The organism is Enterobacter cloacae complex sp. ECL411 (assembly GCF_021869665.1).
Taxonomy (GTDB): Bacteria; Pseudomonadota; Gammaproteobacteria; order Enterobacterales; family Enterobacteriaceae; genus Enterobacter; species Enterobacter intestinihominis.
The window spans coordinates 278,801-301,237 of record NZ_CP091486.1 but is presented as its reverse complement, the minus strand read 5'-3'; the positions used below and the strand labels follow the sequence as shown (position 1 = coordinate 301,237).

Genomic DNA, 22,437 nt, shown 5'->3' with positions numbered 1-22,437 from the left:
AACTAAAGCAGTGGGTTTACCGTGGGGGTAAATAGGGATGAGGTTTTCAGACTAATGGTTAAAAATGAAAAGAAAAAAGAATTATTGAAATAGATAACCATTCATTATCAAACAGTTATAATATAAACCCATTAAAGTATCACTCCGTATTTTCTTAAAATAACCCTCAGCAATTAACGGGGTAACCGTGTTTTTCGGATTAAACTCAGATTCAGAATTTGAGATAACTAACAGACATCAGGAATTATCCGATAAAAAAATGCCGGCATATCGCCGGCATTGTTCATGACATATTTATTACGCACGCCATGCTTTATAACGGTTAATCAGACCATTGGTGGAGCTGTCGTGGCTATCGATTGCTTTATCGTCACCCAGCTCTGGCAGAATGCGGTTTGCCAGCTGTTTGCCCAGCTCAACGCCCCACTGGTCAAAGGTGAAGATGTTCAGAATAGCGCCCTGAGTGAAGATCTTGTGCTCGTAGAGGGCAATCAGCGCGCCCAGGCTGAACGGCGTAATTTCACGCAGCAGAATGGAGTTAGTTGGACGGTTGCCTTCGAACACTTTGAACGGCACAACGTGTTCCAGGGTTGCCGGATCTTTACCCTGGTCACGGTACTCCTGCTCAACCACCTCGCGGGATTTACCGAACGCCAGCGCTTCGGTCTGGGCGAAGAAGTTAGACAGCAGCTTCGGATGGTGGTCGGAAAGCGGGTTGTGCGTAATCGCCGGGGCGATGAAATCGCACGGTACCATTTTGGTGCCCTGATGGATCAGCTGGTAGAACGCGTGCTGACCGTTGGTGCCCGGCTCGCCCCAGATGATTGGGCCAGTCTGATAATCCACCGCGTTACCGTTACGGTCAACGTACTTGCCGTTGGATTCCATGTTGCCCTGCTGGAAGTAGGCCGCAAAGCGGTGCATATACTGGTCGTACGGCAGAATCGCTTCGGTTTCAGCGCCGAAGAAGTTGTTGTACCAGATCCCAATCAGCGCCAGCAGCACTGGCAGGTTTTTCTCAGGCGCGGTGGTGGAGAAGTGTTTGTCCATCGCGTGCGCGCCGGAGAGCAGCTCAACGAAGTTGTCGAAGCCGACGGACAGGATGATGGACAGACCGATCGCAGACCACAGTGAGTAGCGGCCACCCACCCAGTCCCAGAATTCAAACATGTTCGCAGTATCAATACCGAACTCACCCACCGCTTTACCGTTGGTGGACAGCGCCGCGAAGTGTTTCGCCACGTGCTTTTCGTCGCCCGCGGTTTTCAGGAACCAGTCGCGCGCGCTGTGGGCGTTGGTCATGGTTTCCTGAGTGGTGAAGGTTTTAGACGCCACCAGGAACAGCGTGGTTTCCGGGTTCACCTTTTTCAGCACTTCAGCGATGTGAGTCCCATCGACGTTGGACACGAAGTGCATGTTGAGATGGTTTTTGTACGGGCGCAGCGCCTCGGTCACCATGAACGGGCCGAGGTCAGAGCCGCCGATACCGATGTTTACGACGTCGGTGATCGCTTTGCCGGTGTAGCCTTTCCACTGACCTGAGATGATCGCTTCAGAGAAGGTTTTCATCTTTTCCAGCACCGCGTTCACTTCCGGCATCACATCTTTGCCGTCAACGATAATTGGAGTATTGCTACGGTTGCGCAGCGCCACGTGCAGCACGGCACGGTCTTCGGTGCGGTTGATCTTCTCACCGGAGAACATGGATTTGATGGCATCTGCCAGCTCAGTCTCTTTCGCCAGATCTTGCAGCTTCGCCAGCGTCTCTTCGGTGATACGGTTCTTGGAGAAATCCACCAGCATCAGGTCATCGAAGGTGGCGGAAAACTTGCTGAAACGATCGGCATCTTTCGCGAACAGATCCGCGATAGTGACGTCTTTCATTTCATCAAAATGTTTCTGTAGTGCCTGCCATGCAGCGGTCTGCGTTGGGTTGATGTTTTTCATAGCAATACTCTTCTGATTTGAGAATTGTGACTGCGGTCGATTGTAGCGCCTGCAAATAAAAATTGTGATGGTTTTTATGCCATTGCCCTGGTCTGCATCAAACGCAGGTGAAAAGACCCGAAAAGTATAGCTGCTGTCGCGCCCTTCCGGCGTGGCGAAATGTTGGTCAAAAAGGGGTAAAAAGGAGCATAAAATATGGGCCTGTTATAAGTCCTGTTTCTGAGGGGTACCCCCCCATGAAAAATCCGCATAATCCCAGCATTGACAGGACCTCCCCCGCATTTTATTTATAGGGCCGTATTTTGCGCCTGCACCTGTTCTCGCTTCATTCTTGTGCCAAGGTCGCTCTATTCATTCCCTGACACGAGGTTGTTATGACGAGTTTTGTGGTCGCCAAGTTTGGCGGCACCAGTGTGGCAGACTACGCTGCCATGAACCGCAGCGCCGATGTGGTGCTGGCCGATCCGAATACCCGCCTGGTGGTGCTCTCCGCCTCAGCCGGCGTGACGAACCTGCTGGTTTCTTTGTCTGAAGGACTGGAAGCGACCGAGCGTTTCGTGAAGCTGGATGCACTGCGCAAAATTCAGTTCGACATCCTTGAGCGTCTGCAAAACCCGAACGTCATTCGTGAGGAAGTGGAACGCCTGCTGGAAAATATTACTACCCTGGCAGAAGCCGCTTCACTGGCAACCTCTACCGCTCTAACCGACGAACTGGTCAGCCACGGCGAACTGATGTCCACCCTGCTATTCGTTGAGATCATGCGCGAGCGCAATATTCAGGCGCAGTGGTTCGACGTGCGTAAAGTAATGCGCACCAGCGACCGCTTTGGCCGCGCCGAGCCGGACGTGGAAGCGCTGGCCGAGCTGACCAACCAGCAGCTTGCCCCGCGTCTGGATGAAGGCATAGTGATCACCCAGGGCTTTATCGGCAGCGAAGCCAAAGGGCGCACAACCACGCTGGGCCGTGGCGGCAGCGACTATACCGCCGCCCTGCTGGGTGAAGCCCTGCATGCCACCCGCGTGGATATCTGGACGGACGTGCCGGGCATTTACACCACCGACCCGCGCGTGGTCTCTGCGGCAAAACGCATTGACGTGATCGCCTTTGAAGAAGCGGCTGAAATGGCCACCTTCGGCGCGAAAGTGCTGCATCCAGCCACGCTGCTGCCCGCCGTGCGCAGCGACATTCCGGTCTTCGTTGGCTCCAGTAAAGATCCAAAGGCGGGCGGGACGCTGGTCTGCAAGAAAACCGAGAACCCGCCGCTGTTCCGCGCGCTGGCCCTGCGTCGTAAGCAGACGCTGGTTACCCTGCACAGCCATAATATGCTGCACTCCCGCGGATTCCTGGCGGAAGTGTTTGGCATCCTGGCGCGCCACAATATCTCTGTAGATTTGATTACCACTTCCGAAGTGAGTATTGCGCTGACGCTCGACACCACCGGTTCAACCTCAACGGGTGATACCCTGCTGACGCAGTCGCTGCTGATTGAGCTTTCCGAGCTGTGCCGCGTGGAGGTGGAAGAAGATCTGGCGCTGGTTGCCATCATCGGTAATAAGCTGTCGCGCGCGTGCGGCGTGGGCAAAGAGGTGTTCGGCGTGCTCGACCCGTTCAGCATCCGCATGATTTGCTACGGCGCGTCCAGCTACAACCTCTGCTTCCTGGTCCCTGCCGATCAGGCCGAGCAGGTTGTGCAGAAACTTCATCAGAATTTATTTGAATAAAATTCGTTAGCACGATAAACATTATCCATAAGCCGGGCACAGACCCGGCTTTTTTATAACAAAACAACACGACAATACTGCAAGGAATTCACTATGCTCTCCGCTATCACCCGGCTGTTCCCGTTATGGGCGCTGCTGCTCTCCGTACTCGCGTATTACACTCCCACCACGTTCACGGGCATTGGTCCGTGGGTCACCACGCTACTGATGCTGATTATGTTCGGCATGGGCGTGCATCTAAAAATTGACGATTTCAAACGCGTGCTGTCTCGCCCGGCACCGGTTGCCGCAGGGATTTTCCTGCACTACCTGGTGATGCCGCTCGCGGCCTGGCTGCTGGCGATGGCCTTTAAGATGCCGCCCGACCTTTCCGCCGGGATGGTGCTGGTGGGGAGCGTCGCCAGCGGCACGGCATCTAACGTCATGATCTATCTGGCGAAAGGCGACGTGGCGCTCTCCGTCACTATCTCTTCCGTTTCCACGCTGGTGGGCGTGATTGCCACGCCGCTGTTAACCCGCCTGTACGTGGACGCGCATATCCAGGTGGATGTGATGGGCATGCTGCTCAGCATTCTGCAAATCGTGGTAATCCCGATTGCGCTGGGACTGGTGATCCACCATCTCTTCCCGCGGGTGGTGAAAGCGGTTGAGCCGTATCTGCCCGCGTTTTCGATGGTCTGCATACTTGCCATTATCAGCGCCGTGGTAGCCGGTTCCGCATCGCACATTGCTTCGGTGGGCTTTGTAGTGATCGTCGCGGTTGTGCTGCATAACACCATTGGTCTGCTGGGCGGATACTGGGGCGGAAAGCTGTTTGGTTTCGACGAATCCACCTGCCGCACGCTGGCGATCGAAGTGGGGATGCAGAACTCTGGCCTGGCGGCGGCGCTGGGTAAAATTTACTTCTCACCGCTGGCGGCGCTACCGGGAGCGCTGTTCTCCGTCTGGCACAACCTGTCCGGTTCGCTGTTAGCAGGGTACTGGTCCGGTAAGCCGATTGATGACCAACCGAAAAAAGATGCGGTGAAACAGGGTTAATTGACCCGGCTTGCTTTACACTGAAGCCTCCCCATCAGGAGGCTTCAGCAATGGCTACACCACGTTTGACCCAGAAAGACATGACCGAAGCCGAGCAGCGCGAACTTAAAACGCTTCTCGACCGCGCCCGCATCGCGCATGGCCGCACGCTGACGAACGCCGAAACCAATCAGGTTAAAAAAGAGTACATCGATAAGCTGATGGCGCAACGTGATGCCGCGGCGAAAAAAGCCCGCAAGCTGAAAAAAGAGCAGGCGTATAAACCCGACGCAGAGGCGACTTTTTCCTGGTCGGCCAGCACATCAACCCGTGGAAGGCGCTAATCAGCGCCCTTTCTTTTTGCGCCCCGGCTGGGTAAAGCGTTTTCCGTTGCCCGGCTTGCCTCGCCCTTTCTCTTCCGCCTGCGGTGCCTTCACCACCGGACGCTTAATCGCCTGCGTTTTCGGTTTGGCTTTAGCTTTCGGCTTCGCTTCGGACGAGGAGTTCTCGATAAGTTTGAACAGCTCGATCAGCTCGTCATCCGTTAAGTCACGCCACTCGCCCAGCGGGATGCCAGACAGGCTGACGTTCATGATGCGCGTGCGTTCCAGCTTCGTCACTTCATAACCGAAGTACTCGCACATGCGGCGGATCTGGCGGTTCAGGCCCTGAACCAGCGTGATGCGGAACGCGAATGGTGCTTCTTTTTTGACTTTACACTTCTTCGTCACGGTGCCCAGAATCGGCACGCCAGCGCCCATTCCGCGGATAAACTCGTCCGTCACCAGCTTGTTCACCGTCACGATGTACTCTTTCTCGTGGTCGTTACCGGCACGCAGAATTTTGTTGACCAGATCGCCGTGGTTGGTGAGGAAAATCAGCCCCTGAGAGTCTTTATCCAGACGGCCAATCGGGAAAATGCGGCTGCTGTGGTTCACGAAATCAACAATGTTGTCCCGCTCGCCATCTTCCGTGGTGCTGACAATCCCAACCGGTTTGTTCAACGCGATAAACACCAGGTCTTCGGCATCACGCGGTTCGATGACCTGACCATTCACTTTCACCACATCGCCAGGTACCACCTGATCGCCAATGGTGGCGCGTTTGCCGTTAAGAAACACGTTACCCTGTTCAATGTAACGGTCAGCCTCGCGACGTGAGCAGATCCCGCTCTCGCTAATGTATTTGTTTAATCGGGTTGATTGAGTTGGCAGCATAGTTTCTCCTGTGAAGGGCGAAATATACCTTACCTTGCGCCTGACAAAAAAGTCCTAGTAACCGCTGATCAGAAAATCGAGTGCATCCCGCAATGAAGCACTGCTGTTAGTAAGATCGGCAACGCGTTCACCTAACTCTTTTAGTGATATGCCTGCCATCATGTGCATCATCACCACGCAGGGTTTTCCCGCGACCTCAACGGCGGGAGCGACCAGTACATGCTTCATCAGAACGACCTCTGAAAGTCACTAAAGGAGCCGTTTTCATCAACCCACTGGTTAATGGCGTCAATAGAAGCTTTATTTTCTTCAAGCCACTCTGCGCGCCGATGTTCACGAAATTGCTCCTGCAAAGCCGCCGTTAGCACGGCAGAAAGGTTAAGTTTAAGCCTTCGCGCCTCTTCAAGGATGTCCGGCGACAGGGAAACATTCACTGATTTTTTAATACTATTAGCACCGCGCATGAGAACCCCCATTGGAATGCGCATGAACTGGCGAAGTGTAGCGTAATAAATGAGCACTTCCTATTCCCTTAAAAATGTAAGGGTTGAAGAATAAATTGCTCTTTATGGGGAGTCACGCCTCACAAAACCATTTTGCGAGGCGCTTTCAGAGATTAATACTCATCCCGCTCGTCATCTTCATCCGGCTGCTCCATCACGCTGTATGCCACCGCACAGAACAACGAGTTGAGACGTTTCATATCGCCCAGCAGCCCAAGGTGCAGGGAGCTGGTCTCGATACTCTGCACGTTCTGCTGGTGCAGACGCTCAACGTGGGCGTGCGAGTAGCGCCGGTTGAGGATGCGGAAACGGTGCTTGTTGCGGCGCAGGCGGCGCGCGCTCGGCACGTCGCTGGAGAAGAAGACCGACATCGCCAGCTTCAGGTTGCTGACCAGCTGTTCGTGGAGCGCTTCCAGCTCCTTCAGCCCTTCGACAGAAAACGCCCGACGTGCGGCCAGGGATTTGTCTGCGATTTCACTGCCCATACGCTCGACAATATCCGAAGCCTGCTCCAGGTTAAGCGACATCTCAATAATTTCCGCCCAGCGGCGCGACTCCTCTTCCGCCAGCTCGTCCTGTGGGATCCGCGCCAGATAGAGCTTGATGGCGGTATACAGCACGTTGATATCGTCCGCCAGCCTGCGCAGCTCTTTTTCTTCGCGCGGCTCGCCGTGCATCACCTTTTGCAACCCTTCCAGCATGGTTTCCATCGCGTCACCCATGCGCAGCGTTTCGCGGGCGGCATTCGCGATGGCCAGCGCGGGCGTGTCCAGCACCGAGGTGTCCAGATGCTTCGGTTTAAGGCGCGCGTCCAGCTCCGGTTCATCACGAATTAGCCGCTCGCAGAAGCGGGCCATCGGCGCAGCAAACGGCACCATCGCCAGACAGCGTACCAGGTTGTAGAAGACGTGGAAGTAGATCACCAGCTCCGCTTTCGGCAGAGAGAGATTGTCCATCAGGTTCGCCAGCGGGTGCACAAACGGCAGAATGATCAGGCTACCCACCAGCTTGAAGAGCAAACTCCCCAGCGCCACCCGGCGGGCGGCAGCATTGGCTGCGCTGTTGTTAAGCATCGCCAGCAGGCCAGAGCCAAGATTCGCACCGATGACCAGGCATAGCGCCACCGGGAAAGAGATCGCGCCCGCAGCGGTTAGCGTGGCCGTCAGCAACACGGCCGCCAGGCTGGAGTAGCTGACAATGGCAAACACCGCGCCGATCAGCGCATCCAGCATAATATCGCCGGTTAACGAGGCGAAAATGACCTGCACACCGTTGGCCTGGGTAATCGGCGTAACTGCCTGCACAATCAGCTCCAGCGCTAGCAGGATCAGCCCGAGGCCAATACCGACGCGGCCAAGCTGCCCGGCACGGCTTTGCTTACGGCCGAGGAAGAAAATGACGCCAATAAAAATCAGCAGCGGCGACAGCCAGGAGAGATCGAAGGTCAGGATACGTGCCATCAGCGCGGTACCGACGTCGGCGCCAAGGACAATCACCAGCGCCGGGGCGAGCGCCACCAGATCCTGCGCCACGAACGAGGTGACGAGCATGGTGGTGGCGTTGCTGCTTTGCACCAGCGCCGTGACGCCAATACCCGCACAGAAGGCGAGCGGCTTCTTCTCAACGCTGCCGCTGAGAACGGTACGTAAACGTGCGCCAAACACGCGCATCACGCCGGTACGAACGATATGGGTGCCCCATACCAGCAGTGCGACTGCGGAGAGCAGGTGTAACAACGTCAACACAGTGGGTTTTCCTCCTTATCGTTATCTGTTTTCCTGAGGCTTGTTGCGCGTTATCTTGCCGGATGGCGGCTACGCCTTATCCGGCCTACGCGCAGGCCCGGTCAGCGCAGCGCCGCCGGGCAATATAGTAAGAACTTTCTTCCAGTATAAGGGTTTAAACGTAAGAAAGAGACAAGGCACCATAGCGGTGCCCTGTTTGTTGTAAGGAAAAGTGACGTTAGTCTGCGTCGTAGCCTAAATTCGGCGCCAGCCAGCGTTCCACCTCTGACACGCTCATGCCTTTTCGCAGGGCGTAGTCTTCAATCTGATCCCGCTGAAGCTGTGCCACGGCGAAATACTTGCTGTCCGGGTGGCTGAAATACCAGCCGGAAACGGACGCGCCCGGCCACATGGCGAACGACTCGGTAAGTTTCATGCCGGTATGCGCTTCCACGTCGAGCAGTTTCCAGATAGTGCCCTTCTCGGTGTGTTCCGGGCAGGCCGGATACCCCGGCGCCGGACGAATGCCCTGGTAGTTTTCGCGGATCAGCTCCTCGTTGCTGAGATTCTCATTCGCGGCGTAGCCCCAGTGCACCTTACGTACGCGCTCATGCAGATACTCGGCAAAGGCTTCCGCCAGGCGATCGGCAATCGCTTTCACCATGATTTTGTTGTAATCATCGTGCTGTGCGTCGTACGCGTCCGCCAGCGCGTCTTCTTCCAGACCACCGGTTACGGCAAAGGCGCCGATATAGTCGGCTTTACCGGAGAGTTTCGGTGCGACGAAATCCGCCAGGCAGTAGTTGGCAAAGCCCACTTTCTCGGTTTGCTGGCGCAGATGGTGGCTCACGGCCAGCACATGGGTGCGGGTTTCATCGCGGTAGATTTCTATGTCGTCACCCACGCGGTTCGCCGGGAACAGCCCCACCACGCCGCGCGGGTTGAGGGCTTTCTCTGCGCTCAGTCTGTCGAGCATATCGTTGGCATCTTTAAACAGGCGTTTCGCCTCTTCGCCTACTACCTCATCTTCAAGAATGCGCGGATATTTGCCCGCCAGCGACCAGGTCATGAAGAACGGCGTCCAGTCGATGTAGTTACGCAGCGTTTCGATGCTGGCCGTCACGTCCTGCACGCCCAGACGGTGCGCGACCGGCGGCGTATAGCTGGACCAGTCGAACGCCAGATCGTTATCGCGCGCCGCCTGAAGCGAAACCGGCGGCGTGCGCGGTTTCTTACGTCCATGCTGAATGCGGACGGTTTCATACTCTTTGCGGGTGCGGGCGACAAAGTCATCGCGCTGGGTGTCAGACAGCAGCGCGGAGACCACGCCCACGGTGCGCGAGGCGTTTTGGACATACACCGTCGGCCCACTGTAGTTCTGCTCGATTTTCACTGCGGTGTGGGCTTTCGAGGTGGTTGCCCCGCCAATCAGCAGCGGAATAGTGAAGCCCTGGCGCTCCATCTCTTTTGCCACGTTGACCATTTCGTCCAGCGACGGCGTAATCAGCCCGGAAAGACCAATCAGATCCGCATTCACTTCGCGAGCGGTCCTGAGGATTTTATCCGCCGGGACCATCACGCCAAGATCGATAATTTCGTAGTTATTGCATTGCAGTACCACGCCGACAATGTTTTTGCCGATGTCGTGCACGTCGCCCTTCACGGTGGCAATGACCATCTTACCGTTACTGGAGCCCTTCTCTTTGCTGGCTTCGATAAACGGCTCAAGATAAGCCACGGCCTGCTTCATGACGCGGGCGGATTTCACCACCTGCGGCAGGAACATTTTGCCCTCGCCGAACAGATCGCCGACCACGTTCATGCCGTCCATCAGCGGCCCTTCGATCACTTCAATCGGACGGGCTGCCTGCTGACGCGCTTCCTCGGTATCCTGCTCAATGAACTCAGTAATGCCTTTTACCAGCGAGTATTCCAGACGCTTTCTCACATCCCAGGAACGCCATTCGGCCTGCTGAACGTTGGCTGATTCGTCAGCTTTACTGCCGCGGTATTTTTCCGCCAGATCCAGCATGCGTTCGGTGGCGTCGTCGCGACGGTTGAGGATCACATCTTCTACTGCGTCGCGTAGTTCTGCGGGCAGGTCGTCGTAAATCGCCAGCTGTCCGGCGTTAACGATCCCCATGTCCATCCCGTTGCGGATGGCATAGTAGAGGAACACGGCATGGATGGCCTCACGCACCGGGTCGTTGCCGCGGAACGAGAACGAGACGTTCGACACGCCGCCGGAAATTAGCGCATGCGGTAGCTCGCGTTTGATGTCTTCACACGCGCCGATAAAGTCCTGGGCGTAGTTGTTGTGCTCTTCAATGCCGGTTGCGACAGCAAAGATGTTCGGGTCGAAAATAATGTCTTCCGGCGGGAAGCCCACCTCTTCGGTCAAAATTTTGTACGCCCGGCGGCAAATCTCAATTTTGCGCTCGCGGGTATCGGCCTGGCCCACTTCATCGAAGGCCATCACCACCACGGCGGCCCCGTAGCGACGCACCAGCTTCGCGTGGTGGATAAAGGTATCGACGCCCTCTTTCATTGAGATGGAGTTAACGATGCCTTTGCCCTGAATGCACTTCAGCCCCTTTTCGATGACGTCCCATTTGGAAGAGTCAATCATGATCGGCACGCGGGCGATGTCCGGCTCGCCGGCAATCAGGTTGAGGAAGCGCACCATCGCCGCTTCGGCGTCGAGCATCCCCTCGTCCATGTTGATATCGATGATCTGCGCCCCGCTTTCTACCTGCTGGCGAGCAACGTCCAGCGCTTCGCTGTACTTCTCTTCTTTGATCAGGCGCTTGAACTTCGCAGAACCGGTGACGTTGGTACGTTCACCCACGTTCACAAACAGGCTGTCGTCGCCGATGGTCAACGGCTCAAGGCCGGACAGACGGCAGGCTACCGGAAGCTCGGGTAACTTGCGCGGTGCAAGCCCGGCGACGGCGCGGCTCATGGCGGCGATGTGCTCCGGCGTGGTGCCGCAGCAGCCGCCGACGATGTTGAGGAAGCCAGATTCGGCCCACTCGCGGATTTGCGCCGCCATGGTGTCGGCATCCAGATCGTACTCACCGAATGCATTCGGCAGACCGGCGTTCGGGTGGGCGGTGACGTAGCACTCTGCGATGCGCGAAAGCTCCTGCACGTACTGGCGCAGCTCGTCCGGCCCCAGCGCGCAGTTCAGGCCGAAGGAGAGCGCTTCGGCATGGCGCAGAGAGTTATAAAACGCTTCGGTTGTCTGGCCGGAAAGCGTGCGCCCCGAGGCATCGGTGATGGTGCCGGAAATCATGATCGGCAGGTCAACACCCAGCGCCTCGAACTCCTCTTTCACCGCGTAAATTGCGGCTTTGGCGTTGAGAGTGTCGAATACGGTTTCAATCAGGATCAGGTCGGAACCGCCTTCCACCAGCGCTTTAGTGGACTCACGATACGCGGCCACCAGTTGGTCAAAGGTGATATTGCGGAAGGCTGGATCGTTCACTTCCGGAGAAATCGACGCGGTGCGGTTGGTCGGGCCCAGCACCCCGGCAACATAGCGCGGCTTGTCCGGCGTGCGGGCCGTCCACTCGTCGGCGCAGGCGCGGGCGAGTTTCGCCGCTTCAAAGTTGATCTCCGCCGACAGGGATTCCATCTGGTAATCCGCCATGGCGATGGTTGTCGAGTTGAAGGTGTTGGTTTCTACAATATCCGCACCCGCTTCGAAGTAGGCGTTGTGGATATCCCTGATGACAGAGGGTTTGCTCAACACCAGCAGGTCATTGTTTCCTTTCAGGTCACAAGGCCAGTCGGCAAAGCGCTCGCCGCGGAAATCGTCTTCACTCAGACGATAGCCCTGGATCATGGTGCCCATGCCGCCGTCCAGCACCAGAATTCGTTCATTTAACTGCGCACGCAGTTGCTCTACTTTGCTGCTCACACTTGCTCCCGACAACGTTCAACATGGCCAAAAGGCTGCGTTCCATACTGGCATAATCTCTAAGGGTCGAAAAGTCACACAGCGGTAACATGAGACATGTTCACTATCACTCCTCCGATCAGTCAGGAAAGCGGTTGCAAAACCACCAAATAAAACGAAAATGATTTCCACGATACAGAAAAAGGAGTTCGTCATGGTTACGACCGTTCCCGCTAAACGCGGCAGAAAACCTGCTGCAACCACCGCTGCACAACCTGGCGGACAGGTTCAATCCCTGACGCGCGGCCTGAAGCTGCTGGAATGGATAGCCGAATCGCATGGTAGCGTGGCCCTGACGGAGCTGGCGCAGCAGGCGGGACTGCCGAACTCCACCACTCACCGCCTGTTAACCACCATGCAGCAGCTGGGCTTCGTACGTCAGGTGGGCGAGCTGGGTCACTGGGCGGTTGGCGCGCATGCCTTTATCGTCGGCAGCAGCTTCCTGCAAAGCCGCAACCTGCTGGCGATTGTCCACCCGATTCTGCGCAAGCTGATGGAGGAGTCCGGCGAGACGGTAAACCTGGCCGTGCTGGATCAGAGCGATCATCAGGCGATTATCATCGACCAGGTGCAGTGTACGCAGCTGATGCGCATGTCCGCACCGATTGGCGGCAAGCTGCCGATGCATGCCTCTGGCGCAGGGAAAGCGTTTCTCTCGCAGCTTAGCGAAGAGCAGGTGACGGGTCTGCTGCACCGTAAAGGTCTGCACGCCTACACCCACGCCACCCTGGTGTCGCCGGTGCATCTGAAAGAAGATCTGGCTCTGACCCGCAAGCGCGGCTATTCGTTTGATGACGAAGAACATGCCCTCGGGCTGCGCTGCCTCGCGTCCTGTATTTTCGACGAACACCGCGAGCCGTTTGCCGCCATCTCCATCTCCGGGCCGATTTCACGTATGACCGACGACCGCGTCACCGAGCTGGGTGCGCTGGTGATTAAGGCCGCAAAAGAGGTGACGCTGGCGTATGGTGGGATTCGCTAGGATTGAGGGCGGTCTGGTGCCCTCACCCCGGCCCTCTCCCACAGGGAGAGGGAGAAAACATGATGCCCTTACCCTGCGGGAGAGGGAGAAAAGCGGATGCAAAACCGCTGCTTGCGGCGGTAAGCGTAGACATCTTCCACGTGCCCGTTTTTGATCCGCGCTTGCAGCCCGCGCCAGTAGCTGGCGCGGAACAGATCGGCATGCATCTCTTCAAATAACGGCCCGATGCGTGGGTCCGCACACAGCCAGTGGCGAAACTCCTCCGGAAACACATCGCCCGGCGAGACGCTGTACCAAGGCTCGCTGGACAGTTCATCTTCCGGGTAGCGCGGCGGCGGGATATCGCGGAAGTTCACCTCGGTCATGTAGCAAATTTCATCGTAATCGTAGAACACCACCCGCCCGTGACGGGTGACGCCGAAGTTTTTAAACAGCATATCCCCGGGGAAAATATTGGCAGCGGCGAGCTGGCGGATGGCGTTGCCGTACTCTTCGATGGCATCACGTAAAGCCTGGCCCTCTGACTGTTCCAGCCAGATATTTAGCGGCACCATACGGCGCTCAATGTAGAGATGGCTGATCGCAATCTTATCGCCAAGATCGGTAATTTTCGTCGGCGCTTCCTGCATGAGCAGCGTCATTAGCGCCGGATCGATCTGCTGCTTATCCAGCACAAAGTTTTCAAACTCCTGGGTATCGGCCATTCGCCCGACGCGATCGTGCTCTTTTACCAGCTGATAGCAGGCACGGACGTGGGCTGCGGTCATCTCTTTCTGCGGGGCGAATTTATCCTTAATCACCTTAAACACCCGGTCGAATCCCGGCAGTGTGAAAACCAGCATCACCATGCCGCGGATACCCGGCGCTTCGATAAACTGCTCATCAGCCGTGGTGACATAACGCAGGTATTCCCGATAACTCTCCGTTTTGGCATGCTTCTGACAGCCAATCGCCATATACAGCTCGGCGGTGGTTTTGCCCGGCAGGATCTCGCGCAGCCACTCCACCAGGGCGGCGGGCAGCGGGGCGTAGACCATGAAATAGGAGCGGGCGAAGCCAAATACGATACTCGCCTCAGCGCTGGTAGTCAGGCAGGTATCGACAAACAGTTCGCCGTCGTCGGTACGGTGAATGGGCAGCAGAAACGGCACGATGGCTGTCGGCGTAACCAGTTTACCCACCAGCCAGGCGGCCTTATTCCGGTAGAAAAGCTCGTTGGCAACCTGCAAATGGCTGCGGCTGAGCACCGCCTCGCCGAAGGTTTCACTGAGATACGCGTGGATATAGCCGATATCCCGGGGTTTATTCTGCCACGGCAGGCGCAGCGGCAAATCCGTTAAGACGCGGTGCAGGAGCTTTTCCCAGCCGCGATCGGGAAAGAAATCTTTCGCCAGCGGACGCGGAATGGTTCGGAAGCGTCGCTCGGGCTGGGAGCTGAAGATAAATAACCGCTCAGGAGATAATGAGCGGTGGTCAAATAACCGGCAATAGACGGAGTTGAAAAAGCTCTCCGCAATCTCGAAGCGCGGGTAGTCGGGTAACAGATGGGTGTAATGCTCTTTCACGCGCAGTAAAAATTCCGCATCCGGGCTTTTACCGTCGGTGATACAGCGCAGTTGTTCCACCACCAGACCTACGTGGTGATCATAAAGATGGATACGCTGCTTCATGGCCTGCTGAACCGCATGCCAGTCGGCGTGCTCAAAACGCTGTTGCGCGCCAGAGGTAACTTCCAGAAAGCGGCCATACTGGGCATCGAAGCCCTGCAAAATAGTTTGGGCTATCAGTAATTCCAGACCACGCGACATATATTCCCCTCACCCCAACCCTCTCCCCGAGGGGGAGAGGGGGAAAGATCAGAACTGTGCTTCTTCCGTTGAGCCCGTTAATGCCGTGACGGAGGAAGTCCCGCCCTGAATAATCGTGGTCACATTATCGAAATAGCCGGTTCCCACCTCCTGTTGGTGCGAAACGAAGGTATATCCTTCTTTGCCCGCCGCAAATTCTGGCTGCTGTACCTTCTCAACGTAGTGCTTCATGCCTTCGCCCTGCGCGTAGGCGTGCGCCAGGTCGAACATGTTGAACCACATGCTGTGGATACCCGCCAGGGTGATGAACTGGTACTTGTAGCCCATATCTGACAATTGCTGCTGGAAGCTGGCGATGGTCGTATCGTCCAGATTCTTTTGCCAGTTGAAGGACGGCGAACAGTTATAGGCCAGCAGCTTGCCCGGATACTTCGCATGAATCGCATCGGCAAAGCGCTTCGCCAGCGCCAGATCCGGCGTGGAGGTTTCACACCAGACCAGGTCAGCGTAAGGGGCATACGCCAGGCCGCGGCTGATCGCCTGTTCAATACCGGCATGCGTGCGATAGAACCCTTCGCTGGTACGTTCGCCGGTAACGAATTCACTGTCGTACGGGTCGCAGTCAGAGGTGATCAAGTCCGCCGCGTCCGCATCGGTACGGGCAATCACCAGCGTCGGCACGCCGAGCACGTCAGCAGCCAGACGCGCAGCAACCAGCTTCTGGATCGCTTCCTGGGTTGGCACCAGCACTTTCCCGCCCATATGCCCGCACTTCTTCACCGACGCCAGCTGATCTTCAAAGTGTACGGCCGCTGCACCGGCCTCAATCATCGATTTCATCAGCTCAAAGGCGTTCAGCACGCCGCCGAAACCGGCTTCCGCATCGGCGACGATCGGCAGGAAATAGTCGATAAAACGCGGATCGTGGGGTTCGATGCCCGCAGCCCACTGGATCTGATCCGCACGACGGAAGGTATTGTTGATCCGATCCACCACTGACGGCACCGAGTTCGCCGGGTAAAGAGATTGATCCGGATACATGCTGGAGGCCAGGTTAGCATCCGCCGCGACCTGCCAGCCGGAAAGATAGATAGCTTCAATGCCGGCCTTCGCCTGCTGCAATGCCTGACCGCCAGTCAGTGCGCCGAGGCTGTTGATATAACCTTTTTTAGACCCCCCGTGCAGAAGATCCCACATTTTCGCCGCGCCGTTCTGCGCCAGCGTACACTCCGGGTTAACCGAGCCGCGTAACTTCACCACTTCCTCTGCGCTGTACGGACGGCGAATGCCTTCCCAGCGCGGTTGGGTCCACTCTTTTTGTAACTCTTCGATCTGTTGGGTACGGGTTTTCATGTGCAGATGCTCCATATTGTTATGTGGTGAATTACGCCAGGAAGCGGTAGCCCGGCAGGGTCAGGAAGTCGATTAAGTCATCAGAGGTGGTGATTTGCTCCATCAGGCGCGCAGCGTCATTAAAACGCCCGCTGCTGAAGCGGTGCTCGCCCAGTTCGTCCTGGATGACCCGCATCTCTTCGGCCAGCATCTGACGGAACAGGGCTTTGGTGACCGGTTTGCCGTTGCTGAGCGTTTTTTGATGATGGATCCACTGCCAGATGGAGGTACGTGAAATTTCCGCCGTGGCGGCATCTTCCATCAGGCCGTAGATCGGCACGCAGCCGTTGCCGGAGATCCATGCCTCGATGTACTGCACGGCGACGCGAATATTGGCGCGCATGCCCTCTTCCGTACGCTCGCCCGCACACGGCGCAAGCAACTGTTCTTCTGCGATTGGCGCATCGTCTTCACGGGTGACAAACAGCTGGTTTTTGTTATCGCCGAGTACGCGGTTGAAGACCTCCATCGCCGTGTCGGCCAGACCGGGGTGGGCAATCCACGTCCCGTCGTGGCCGTTACGGGCTTCCAGTTCTTTATCGGCTTTCACCTTGTTGAGCACCTGGTTGTTACGCTCAGCATCTTTGCTCGGGATAAAGGCCGCCATACCGCCCATCGCAAAGGCGCCGCGTTTGTGGCAGGTCTTAATCAGCAGGCGCGAGTAGGCGCTGAGGAAGGGTTTATCCATGGTGACAACCTGACGATCCGGCAATACCCGGTCGGCATGGTTTTTCAGGGTTTTGATGTAGCTGAAGATGTAATCCCAGCGGCCGCAGTTCAGGCCCACAATATGGTCACGCAGCGCATGGAGGATCTCATGCATCTGGAATACGGCTGGCAGGGTTTCAATCAGCAGCGTGGCCTTAATGGTGCCGCGCGGCAGGCTGAAGCGGTCTTCTGCGTAGCTGAAGACTTCACTCCACCACGCCGCTTCCTGCCAGGACTGGGTTTTCGGCAGATAGAAATAGGGGCCGCTGCCTTTCGCCAGCAGGTTCTTATGGTTGTGGAAGAAGTACAGCGCAAAGTCGAACAGGCTGCCCGGAATCGCTTCTCCGCGCCACGTAACGTGTTTTTCTGGCAAATGCAGACCGCGTACGCGGCAGATCAGCACCGCCGGATTCGGTTTGAGCTGGTAAATTTTACCGGCTTCGTTGGTATAGCTGATGGTGCCGTTGACGGCGTCGCGCAGGTTGATTTGCCCGTCGATAACTTTCTGCCAGTCCGGCGCGAGGGAATCTTCGAAGTCCGCCATAAATACTTTGACGTTGGCATTCATGGCGTTAATCACCATTTTGCGCTCTACCGGGCCGGTGATCTCTACGCGACGATCCTGTAAATCTTCAGGGATTCCGCGAATTTTCCATTCACCATGACGAATGGAAGCGGTTTCCGAAATAAACCCTGGCAACTTGCCGTTATCGATCTCCTGCTGTTGATGAATGCGTGCCGCCAGCAGTTTATTACGCTGTGGCGTAAAGCGAGTCACCAGTTCAGTCAGAAACTCTACCGCTTCTGCCGTCAAAACTTGCTGTTCTTGCTCGCCATTCGGCTGGGTAAAGGTCAGTTCATCGACCGTTGTTGCCTGTTGAGTCATCGTTCTGCTCCTCATCAAAGATCCAAAATCACGCCCCCGATGCGAGCGAAAGATCGTTGTGTAGTTTTCGCTCAGCAGAATTAAGACTATCTATAATTTTTCCAAAATCAAAAACAATTTCCATTTTAATTCATATCCAATCACAACTGTATGATTAATATGGGATTAAAGTTTTTCACGATGTTGAGTTGGTTTTCGGAAATAAAAAAGGCACCCGAAGGTGCCTGATGTGAATAGCTGAAACGCTTTAGGATCGTTTAATGCAGACGATTACTCCAGCGTCGGATTCATGTGGCGCAGATCGTACGGCGTAATCTGGTAGACGTAATAGTTGAGCCAGTTAGTGAACAGCAGATTTCCGTGACTACGCCAGGTTGCCCGAGGCGTGTTTTGCGGATCGTTTTTCGGGAAATAGTTGTACGGGACATCCGGATTCAGACCCGCTTCAACGTCACGAAAATACTCTGACGCGAGGGTATGCGGATCGTACTCAGGATGGCCGGTAACGAACGCGATGCGTTTGTCTTTACTGGCGAACAGGTAGGCATCGCCGTCTTCCGTTTCGGCCAGGATTTCCAGGTCGGTGTAATCGCGGATCAGCTGTGCCGGAAAATCGGCGTAGCGAGAATGCGGAGCCAGGAAAGTGTCATCGAAACCACGCGTCAGCAGCGCATGCGGGTGAAGAATGTGGTGTTCGTATACGCCAGAAAGTTTGTCGCTGCGGGTTTGCTTGGGAATGCCATAGAGGATATTCAGCGCGGCCTGTACCGCCCAACAGACAAATAAGGTGGACGTGACGTGATCTTTTGCCCACTCCAGCACCTGCCTGATTTGTGGCCAGTAGGCAACGTCATTAAATTCCACCAGACCCAGCGGTGCGCCGGTGACGATCAGTCCATCGAAATTCTCATCGCGAATATCTTCAAAATTACAGTAGAAGTTATTCAGATGCTCAGCAGGCGTGTTGCGTGACTCACGGGCGTCAATGCGCAGCAGCTGGATATCAACCTGAAGCGGAGAGTTGGAGAGCAAACGCAGGAACTGGTTCTCCGTTTCGATCTTTTTTGGCATCAGATTGAGAATAAGCACCTTCAGCGGGCGAATTTCCTGACCTGTCGCACGCGAAGCCGTCATGACGAAGACATTCTCTTCACGCAAGAAATTGACGGCTGGTAGCTCGTCCTGCACCCGAATCGGCATAACCTTAAATCCTCACAGCATACGTATAAACGTTTAGACATCCAGACAGCTAACGATACCCAGAAACGGGCTTAATGTCGAGTCTGCAAGCGAAAGGTGAGAAAGTTTCAAGGAGGGAAAGCATGTAGGGCGGGTAAGGCGGGGCCACCACCCGACTTTTCAGAACGCACAAAGCAAAAAACCCCGCACCTTCCGGTACGGGGTTCTTTCTGTTTGATGCCTGGCAGTTCCCTACTCTCACATGGGGAGACCCCACACTACCATCGGCGCTACGGCGTTTCACTTCTGAGTTCGGCATGGGGTCAGGTGGGACCACCGCGCTAAAGCCGCCAGGCAAATTCTGTTAATCTGTATCAGGCTGAAAATCGTGTCTGTCTCTCTTCGCCAAAACAGCTTCGGCGTTGTAAGGTTAAGCCTCACGGTTCATTAGTATCGGTTAGCTCAACGCATCGCTGCGCTTACACACCCGACCTATCAACGTCGTCGTCTTCAACGTTCCTTCAGGAGACTCAAGGTCTCAGGGAGAACTCATCTCGGGGCAAGTTTCGTGCTTAGATGCTTTCAGCACTTATCTCTTCCGCATTTAGCTACCGGGCAGTGCCATTGGCATGACAACCCGAACACCAGTGATGCGTCCACTCCGGTCCTCTCGTACTAGGAGCAGCCCCCCTCAATTCTCCAGCGCCCACGGCAGATAGGGACCGAACTGTCTCACGACGTTCTAAACCCAGCTCGCGTACCACTTTAAATGGCGAACAGCCATACCCTTGGGACCTACTTCAGCCCCAGGATGTGATGAGCCGACATCGAGGTGCCAAACACCGCCGTCGATATGAACTCTTGGGCGGTATCAGCCTGTTATCCCCGGAGTACCTTTTATCCGTTGAGCGATGGCCCTTCCATTCAGAACCACCGGATCACTATGACCTGCTTTCGCACCTGCTCGCGCCGTCACGCTCGCAGTCAAGCTGGCTTATGCCATTGCACTAACCTCCTGATGTCCGACCAGGATTAGCCAACCTTCGTGCTCCTCCGTTACTCTTTGGGAGGAGACCGCCCCAGTCAAACTACCCACCAGACACTGTCCGCAACCCGGATTACGGGTCTACGTTAGAACACCAGCCATTAAAGGGTGGTATTTCAAGGTTGGCTCCACGCAGACTGGCGTCCACGCTTCAAAGCCTCCCACCTATCCTACACATCAAGGACCAGTGTTCAGTGTCAAGCTATAGTAAAGGTTCACGGGGTCTTTCCGTCTTGCCGCGGGTACACTGCATCTTCACAGCGAGTTCAATTTCACTGAGTCTCGGGTGGAGACAGCCTGGCCATCATTACGCCATTCGTGCAGGTCGGAACTTACCCGACAAGGAATTTCGCTACCTTAGGACCGTTATAGTTACGGCCGCCGTTTACCGGGGCTTCGATCAAGAGCTTCGCGTTGCCGCTAACCCCATCAATTAACCTTCCGGCACCGGGCAGGCGTCACACCGTATACGTCCACTTTCGTGTTTGCACAGTGCTGTGTTTTTAATAAACAGTTGCAGCCAGCTGGTATCTTCGACTGATTTCAGCTCCGCCCGCAGGGGCTTCACCTACATATCAGCGTGCCTTCTCCCGAAGTTACGGCACCATTTTGCCTAGTTCCTTCACCCGAGTTCTCTCAAGCGCCTTGGTATTCTCTACCTGACCACCTGTGTCGGTTTGGGGTACGATTTCGTGTTACCTGATGCTTAGAGGCTTTTCCTGGAAGCAGGGCATTTATCACTTCAGCACCGTAGTGCCTCGTCATCACACCTCAGCGTTAATAAGGTACCGGATTTACCTGGAACCTCCGCCTACATGCTTAAACCGGGACAACCGTCGCCCGGCTGACATAGCCTTCTCCGTCCCCCCTTCGCAGTAACACCAAGTACAGGAATATTAACCTGTTTCCCATCGACTACGCCTTTCGGCCTCGCCTTAGGGGTCGACTCACCCTGCCCCGATTAACGTTGGACAGGAACCCTTGGTCTTCCGGCGAGCGGGCTTTTCACCCGCTTTATCGTTACTTATGTCAGCATTCGCACTTCTGATACCTCCAGCACCCCTCACAGGACACCTTCAACGGCTTACAGAACGCTCCCCTACCCAACAACGCCTAAGCGTCGCTGCCGCAGCTTCGGTGCATGGTTTAGCCCCGTTACATCTTCCGCGCAGGCCGACTCGACCAGTGAGCTATTACGCTTTCTTTAAATGATGGCTGCTTCTAAGCCAACATCCTGGCTGTCTGTGCCTTCCCACATCGTTTCCCACTTAACCATGACTTTGGGACCTTAGCTGGCGGTCTGGGTTGTTTCCCTCTTCACGACGGACGTTAGCACCCGCCGTGTGTCTCCCGTGATAACATTCTTCGGTATTCGTAGTTTGCATCGGGTTGGTAAGCCGGGATGGCCCCCTAGCCGAAACAGTGCTCTACCCCCGAAGATGAGTTCACGAGGCGCTACCTAAATAGCTTTCGGGGAGAACCAGCTATCTCCCGGTTTGATTGGCCTTTCACCCCCAGCCACAGGTCATCCGCTAATTTTTCAACATTAGTCGGTTCGGTCCTCCAGTTAGTGTTACCCAACCTTCAACCTGCCCATGGCTAGATCACCGGGTTTCGGGTCTATACCCTGCAACTTAACGCCCAGTTAAGACTCGGTTTCCCTTCGGCTCCCCTATACGGTTAACCTTGCTACAGAATATAAGTCGCTGACCCATTATACAAAAGGTACGCAGTCACCCCATAAAGAGGCTCCCACTGCTTGTACGTACACGGTTTCAGGTTCTTTTTCACTCCCCTCGCCGGGGTTCTTTTCGCCTTTCCCTCACGGTACTGGTTCACTATCGGTCAGTCAGGAGTATTTAGCCTTGGAGGATGGTCCCCCCATATTCAGACAGGATACCACGTGTCCCGCCCTACTCTTCGAGTTCACAGCAAGTGTGCTTTCGTGTACGGGACTATCACCCTGTACCGTCGGACTTTCCAGACCGTTCCACTAACACACAAGCTGATTCAGACTCCGGGCTGCTCCCCGTTCGCTCGCCGCTACTGGGGGAATCTCGGTTGATTTCTTTTCCTCGGGGTACTTAGATGTTTCAGTTCCCCCGGTTCGCCTCGTTAACCTATGTATTCAGTTAACGATAGTGCAACGGATTGCACTGGGTTTCCCCATTCGGACATCGCCGGGTCAAAGGTTCATATCACCTCGCCGGCGCTTTTCGCAGATTAGCACGTCCTTCATCGCCTCTGACTGCCAGGGCATCCACCGTGTACGCTTAGTCGCTTAACCTCACAACCCGAAGATGTTTCACTTCATGATTGCGAAAATTTGAGAGACTCGAACACA

The 22,437-nt window shown here is 55.7% G+C and carries 14 protein-coding genes and 2 rRNA genes; 4 read left to right on the top strand and 12 right to left on the bottom strand.

What is annotated here, in order from left to right:
* Nucleotides 1-297 precede the first annotated feature (297 nt).
* Nucleotides 298-1,947: a glucose-6-phosphate isomerase gene (gene pgi / locus L3069_RS01445; protein ID WP_022646728.1), complete on the bottom strand. Its 1,650-nt coding sequence runs from the start codon at nucleotides 1,945-1,947 to the stop codon at nucleotides 298-300.
* 374 nt (nucleotides 1,948-2,321) lie between these two features.
* Here pgi and lysC point away from each other — a divergent pair, with 374 nt between their 5' ends.
* The 3 genes from lysC to L3069_RS01430 all read left to right on the top strand — a co-directional run bounded on the left by lysC (nucleotide 2,322) and on the right by L3069_RS01430 (nucleotide 5,032).
* Nucleotides 2,322-3,671, top strand: coding sequence for a lysine-sensitive aspartokinase 3 (gene lysC, locus L3069_RS01440; RefSeq protein ID WP_022646727.1), 1,350 nt, complete (start codon nucleotides 2,322-2,324; stop codon nucleotides 3,669-3,671).
* A gap of 93 nt (nucleotides 3,672-3,764) precedes the next feature.
* Entirely contained in the window at nucleotides 3,765-4,709 is a 945-nt protein-coding gene (gene panS / locus L3069_RS01435) for a ketopantoate/pantoate/pantothenate transporter PanS (RefSeq protein WP_023295757.1), read from the top strand.
* Between the two features lie 50 nt (nucleotides 4,710-4,759).
* On the top strand, nucleotides 4,760-5,032 hold the full coding sequence (locus L3069_RS01430; RefSeq protein ID WP_017382612.1) for a DUF3811 domain-containing protein: 273 nt from the start codon (nucleotides 4,760-4,762) through the stop codon (nucleotides 5,030-5,032).
* On the opposite strand, the gene rluF is transcribed toward L3069_RS01430, so the two are convergent.
* The 5 genes from rluF to metH all read right to left on the bottom strand — a co-directional run bounded on the left by rluF (nucleotide 5,033) and on the right by metH (nucleotide 12,054).
* A complete protein-coding gene (rluF, locus tag L3069_RS01425; RefSeq protein ID WP_038415064.1) occupies nucleotides 5,033-5,905 on the bottom strand; it encodes a 23S rRNA pseudouridine(2604) synthase RluF in 873 nt (290 codons plus the stop codon).
* Between the two features lie 54 nt (nucleotides 5,906-5,959).
* The gene (locus tag L3069_RS01420) at nucleotides 5,960-6,133 is read right to left on the bottom strand and encodes a CcdB family protein (RefSeq protein WP_022646724.1); all 174 of its coding nucleotides are present in this window, start codon (nucleotides 6,131-6,133) and stop codon (nucleotides 5,960-5,962) included.
* Nucleotides 6,133-6,426 (bottom strand): type II toxin-antitoxin system CcdA family antitoxin, encoded by a 294-nt coding sequence (locus L3069_RS01415; protein ID WP_038415063.1) that lies wholly within the window; start codon nucleotides 6,424-6,426, stop codon nucleotides 6,133-6,135. Before L3069_RS01415 ends, L3069_RS01420 begins: the two co-directional genes overlap by 1 nt.
* A gap of 95 nt (nucleotides 6,427-6,521) precedes the next feature.
* Complete coding sequence (locus tag L3069_RS01410) at nucleotides 6,522-8,153, bottom strand: Na/Pi cotransporter family protein (protein ID WP_022646722.1); 1,632 nt, start codon at nucleotides 8,151-8,153, stop codon at nucleotides 6,522-6,524.
* A 217-nt stretch (nucleotides 8,154-8,370) separates the two neighbouring features.
* Nucleotides 8,371-12,054, bottom strand: coding sequence for a methionine synthase (gene metH, locus L3069_RS01405; protein WP_038415062.1), 3,684 nt, complete (start codon nucleotides 12,052-12,054; stop codon nucleotides 8,371-8,373).
* Nucleotides 12,055-12,247: 193 nt separating this feature from the next.
* Here metH and iclR point away from each other — a divergent pair, with 193 nt between their 5' ends.
* A complete protein-coding gene (gene iclR, locus L3069_RS01400) occupies nucleotides 12,248-13,075 on the top strand; it encodes a glyoxylate bypass operon transcriptional repressor IclR (protein WP_022646720.1) in 828 nt (275 codons plus the stop codon).
* A 68-nt stretch (nucleotides 13,076-13,143) separates the two neighbouring features.
* Here the strand turns inward: iclR and aceK are convergent, their stop codons facing one another.
* The 6 genes from aceK to L3069_RS01370 all read right to left on the bottom strand — a co-directional run bounded on the left by aceK (nucleotide 13,144) and on the right by L3069_RS01370 (nucleotide 22,380).
* On the bottom strand, nucleotides 13,144-14,883 hold the full coding sequence (gene aceK / locus L3069_RS01395) for a bifunctional isocitrate dehydrogenase kinase/phosphatase (protein ID WP_022646719.1): 1,740 nt from the start codon (nucleotides 14,881-14,883) through the stop codon (nucleotides 13,144-13,146).
* A 48-nt stretch (nucleotides 14,884-14,931) separates the two neighbouring features.
* Entirely contained in the window at nucleotides 14,932-16,236 is a 1,305-nt protein-coding gene (aceA, locus tag L3069_RS01390; protein WP_100167820.1) for an isocitrate lyase, read from the bottom strand.
* A 31-nt stretch (nucleotides 16,237-16,267) separates the two neighbouring features.
* Nucleotides 16,268-17,869, bottom strand: coding sequence for a malate synthase A (gene aceB, locus L3069_RS01385; RefSeq protein ID WP_023299079.1), 1,602 nt, complete (start codon nucleotides 17,867-17,869; stop codon nucleotides 16,268-16,270).
* Nucleotides 17,870-18,139: 270 nt separating this feature from the next.
* Nucleotides 18,140-19,069 carry a homoserine O-succinyltransferase gene (metA, locus tag L3069_RS01380; protein WP_022646716.1) on the bottom strand — a complete coding sequence of 310 codons (930 nt, stop codon included), beginning with the start codon at nucleotides 19,067-19,069 and terminating at the stop codon, nucleotides 18,140-18,142.
* 218 nt (nucleotides 19,070-19,287) lie between these two features.
* Nucleotides 19,288-19,403 (bottom strand): 5S ribosomal RNA (rrf, locus tag L3069_RS01375).
* Nucleotides 19,404-19,474: 71 nt separating this feature from the next.
* Nucleotides 19,475-22,380: ribosomal RNA gene (locus tag L3069_RS01370) — 23S ribosomal RNA — on the bottom strand.
* Between the last annotated feature and the right edge of the window lie 57 nt (nucleotides 22,381-22,437).

Excerpts from the sequence above, each read along its gene's own strand:
- pgi (WP_022646728.1), bottom strand. The coding sequence starts at position 1,947 with ATGAAAAACATCAACCCAACGCAGACCGCTGCATGGCAGGCACTACAG.
- lysC (WP_022646727.1), top strand. The coding sequence starts at position 2,322 with ATGACGAGTTTTGTGGTCGCCAAGTTTGGCGGCACCAGTGTGGCAGAC.
- panS (WP_023295757.1), top strand. The coding sequence starts at position 3,765 with ATGCTCTCCGCTATCACCCGGCTGTTCCCGTTATGGGCGCTGCTGCTC.
- L3069_RS01430 (WP_017382612.1), top strand. The coding sequence starts at position 4,760 with ATGGCTACACCACGTTTGACCCAGAAAGACATGACCGAAGCCGAGCAG.
- rluF (WP_038415064.1), bottom strand. The coding sequence starts at position 5,905 with ATGCTGCCAACTCAATCAACCCGATTAAACAAATACATTAGCGAGAGC.
- L3069_RS01420 (WP_022646724.1), bottom strand. The coding sequence starts at position 6,133 with ATGAAGCATGTACTGGTCGCTCCCGCCGTTGAGGTCGCGGGAAAACCC.
- iclR (WP_022646720.1), top strand. The coding sequence starts at position 12,248 with ATGGTTACGACCGTTCCCGCTAAACGCGGCAGAAAACCTGCTGCAACC.
- aceK (WP_022646719.1), bottom strand. The coding sequence starts at position 14,883 with ATGTCGCGTGGTCTGGAATTACTGATAGCCCAAACTATTTTGCAGGGC.
- aceA (WP_100167820.1), bottom strand. The coding sequence starts at position 16,236 with ATGAAAACCCGTACCCAACAGATCGAAGAGTTACAAAAAGAGTGGACC.
- aceB (WP_023299079.1), bottom strand. The coding sequence starts at position 17,869 with ATGACTCAACAGGCAACAACGGTCGATGAACTGACCTTTACCCAGCCG.
- metA (WP_022646716.1), bottom strand. The coding sequence starts at position 19,069 with ATGCCGATTCGGGTGCAGGACGAGCTACCAGCCGTCAATTTCTTGCGT.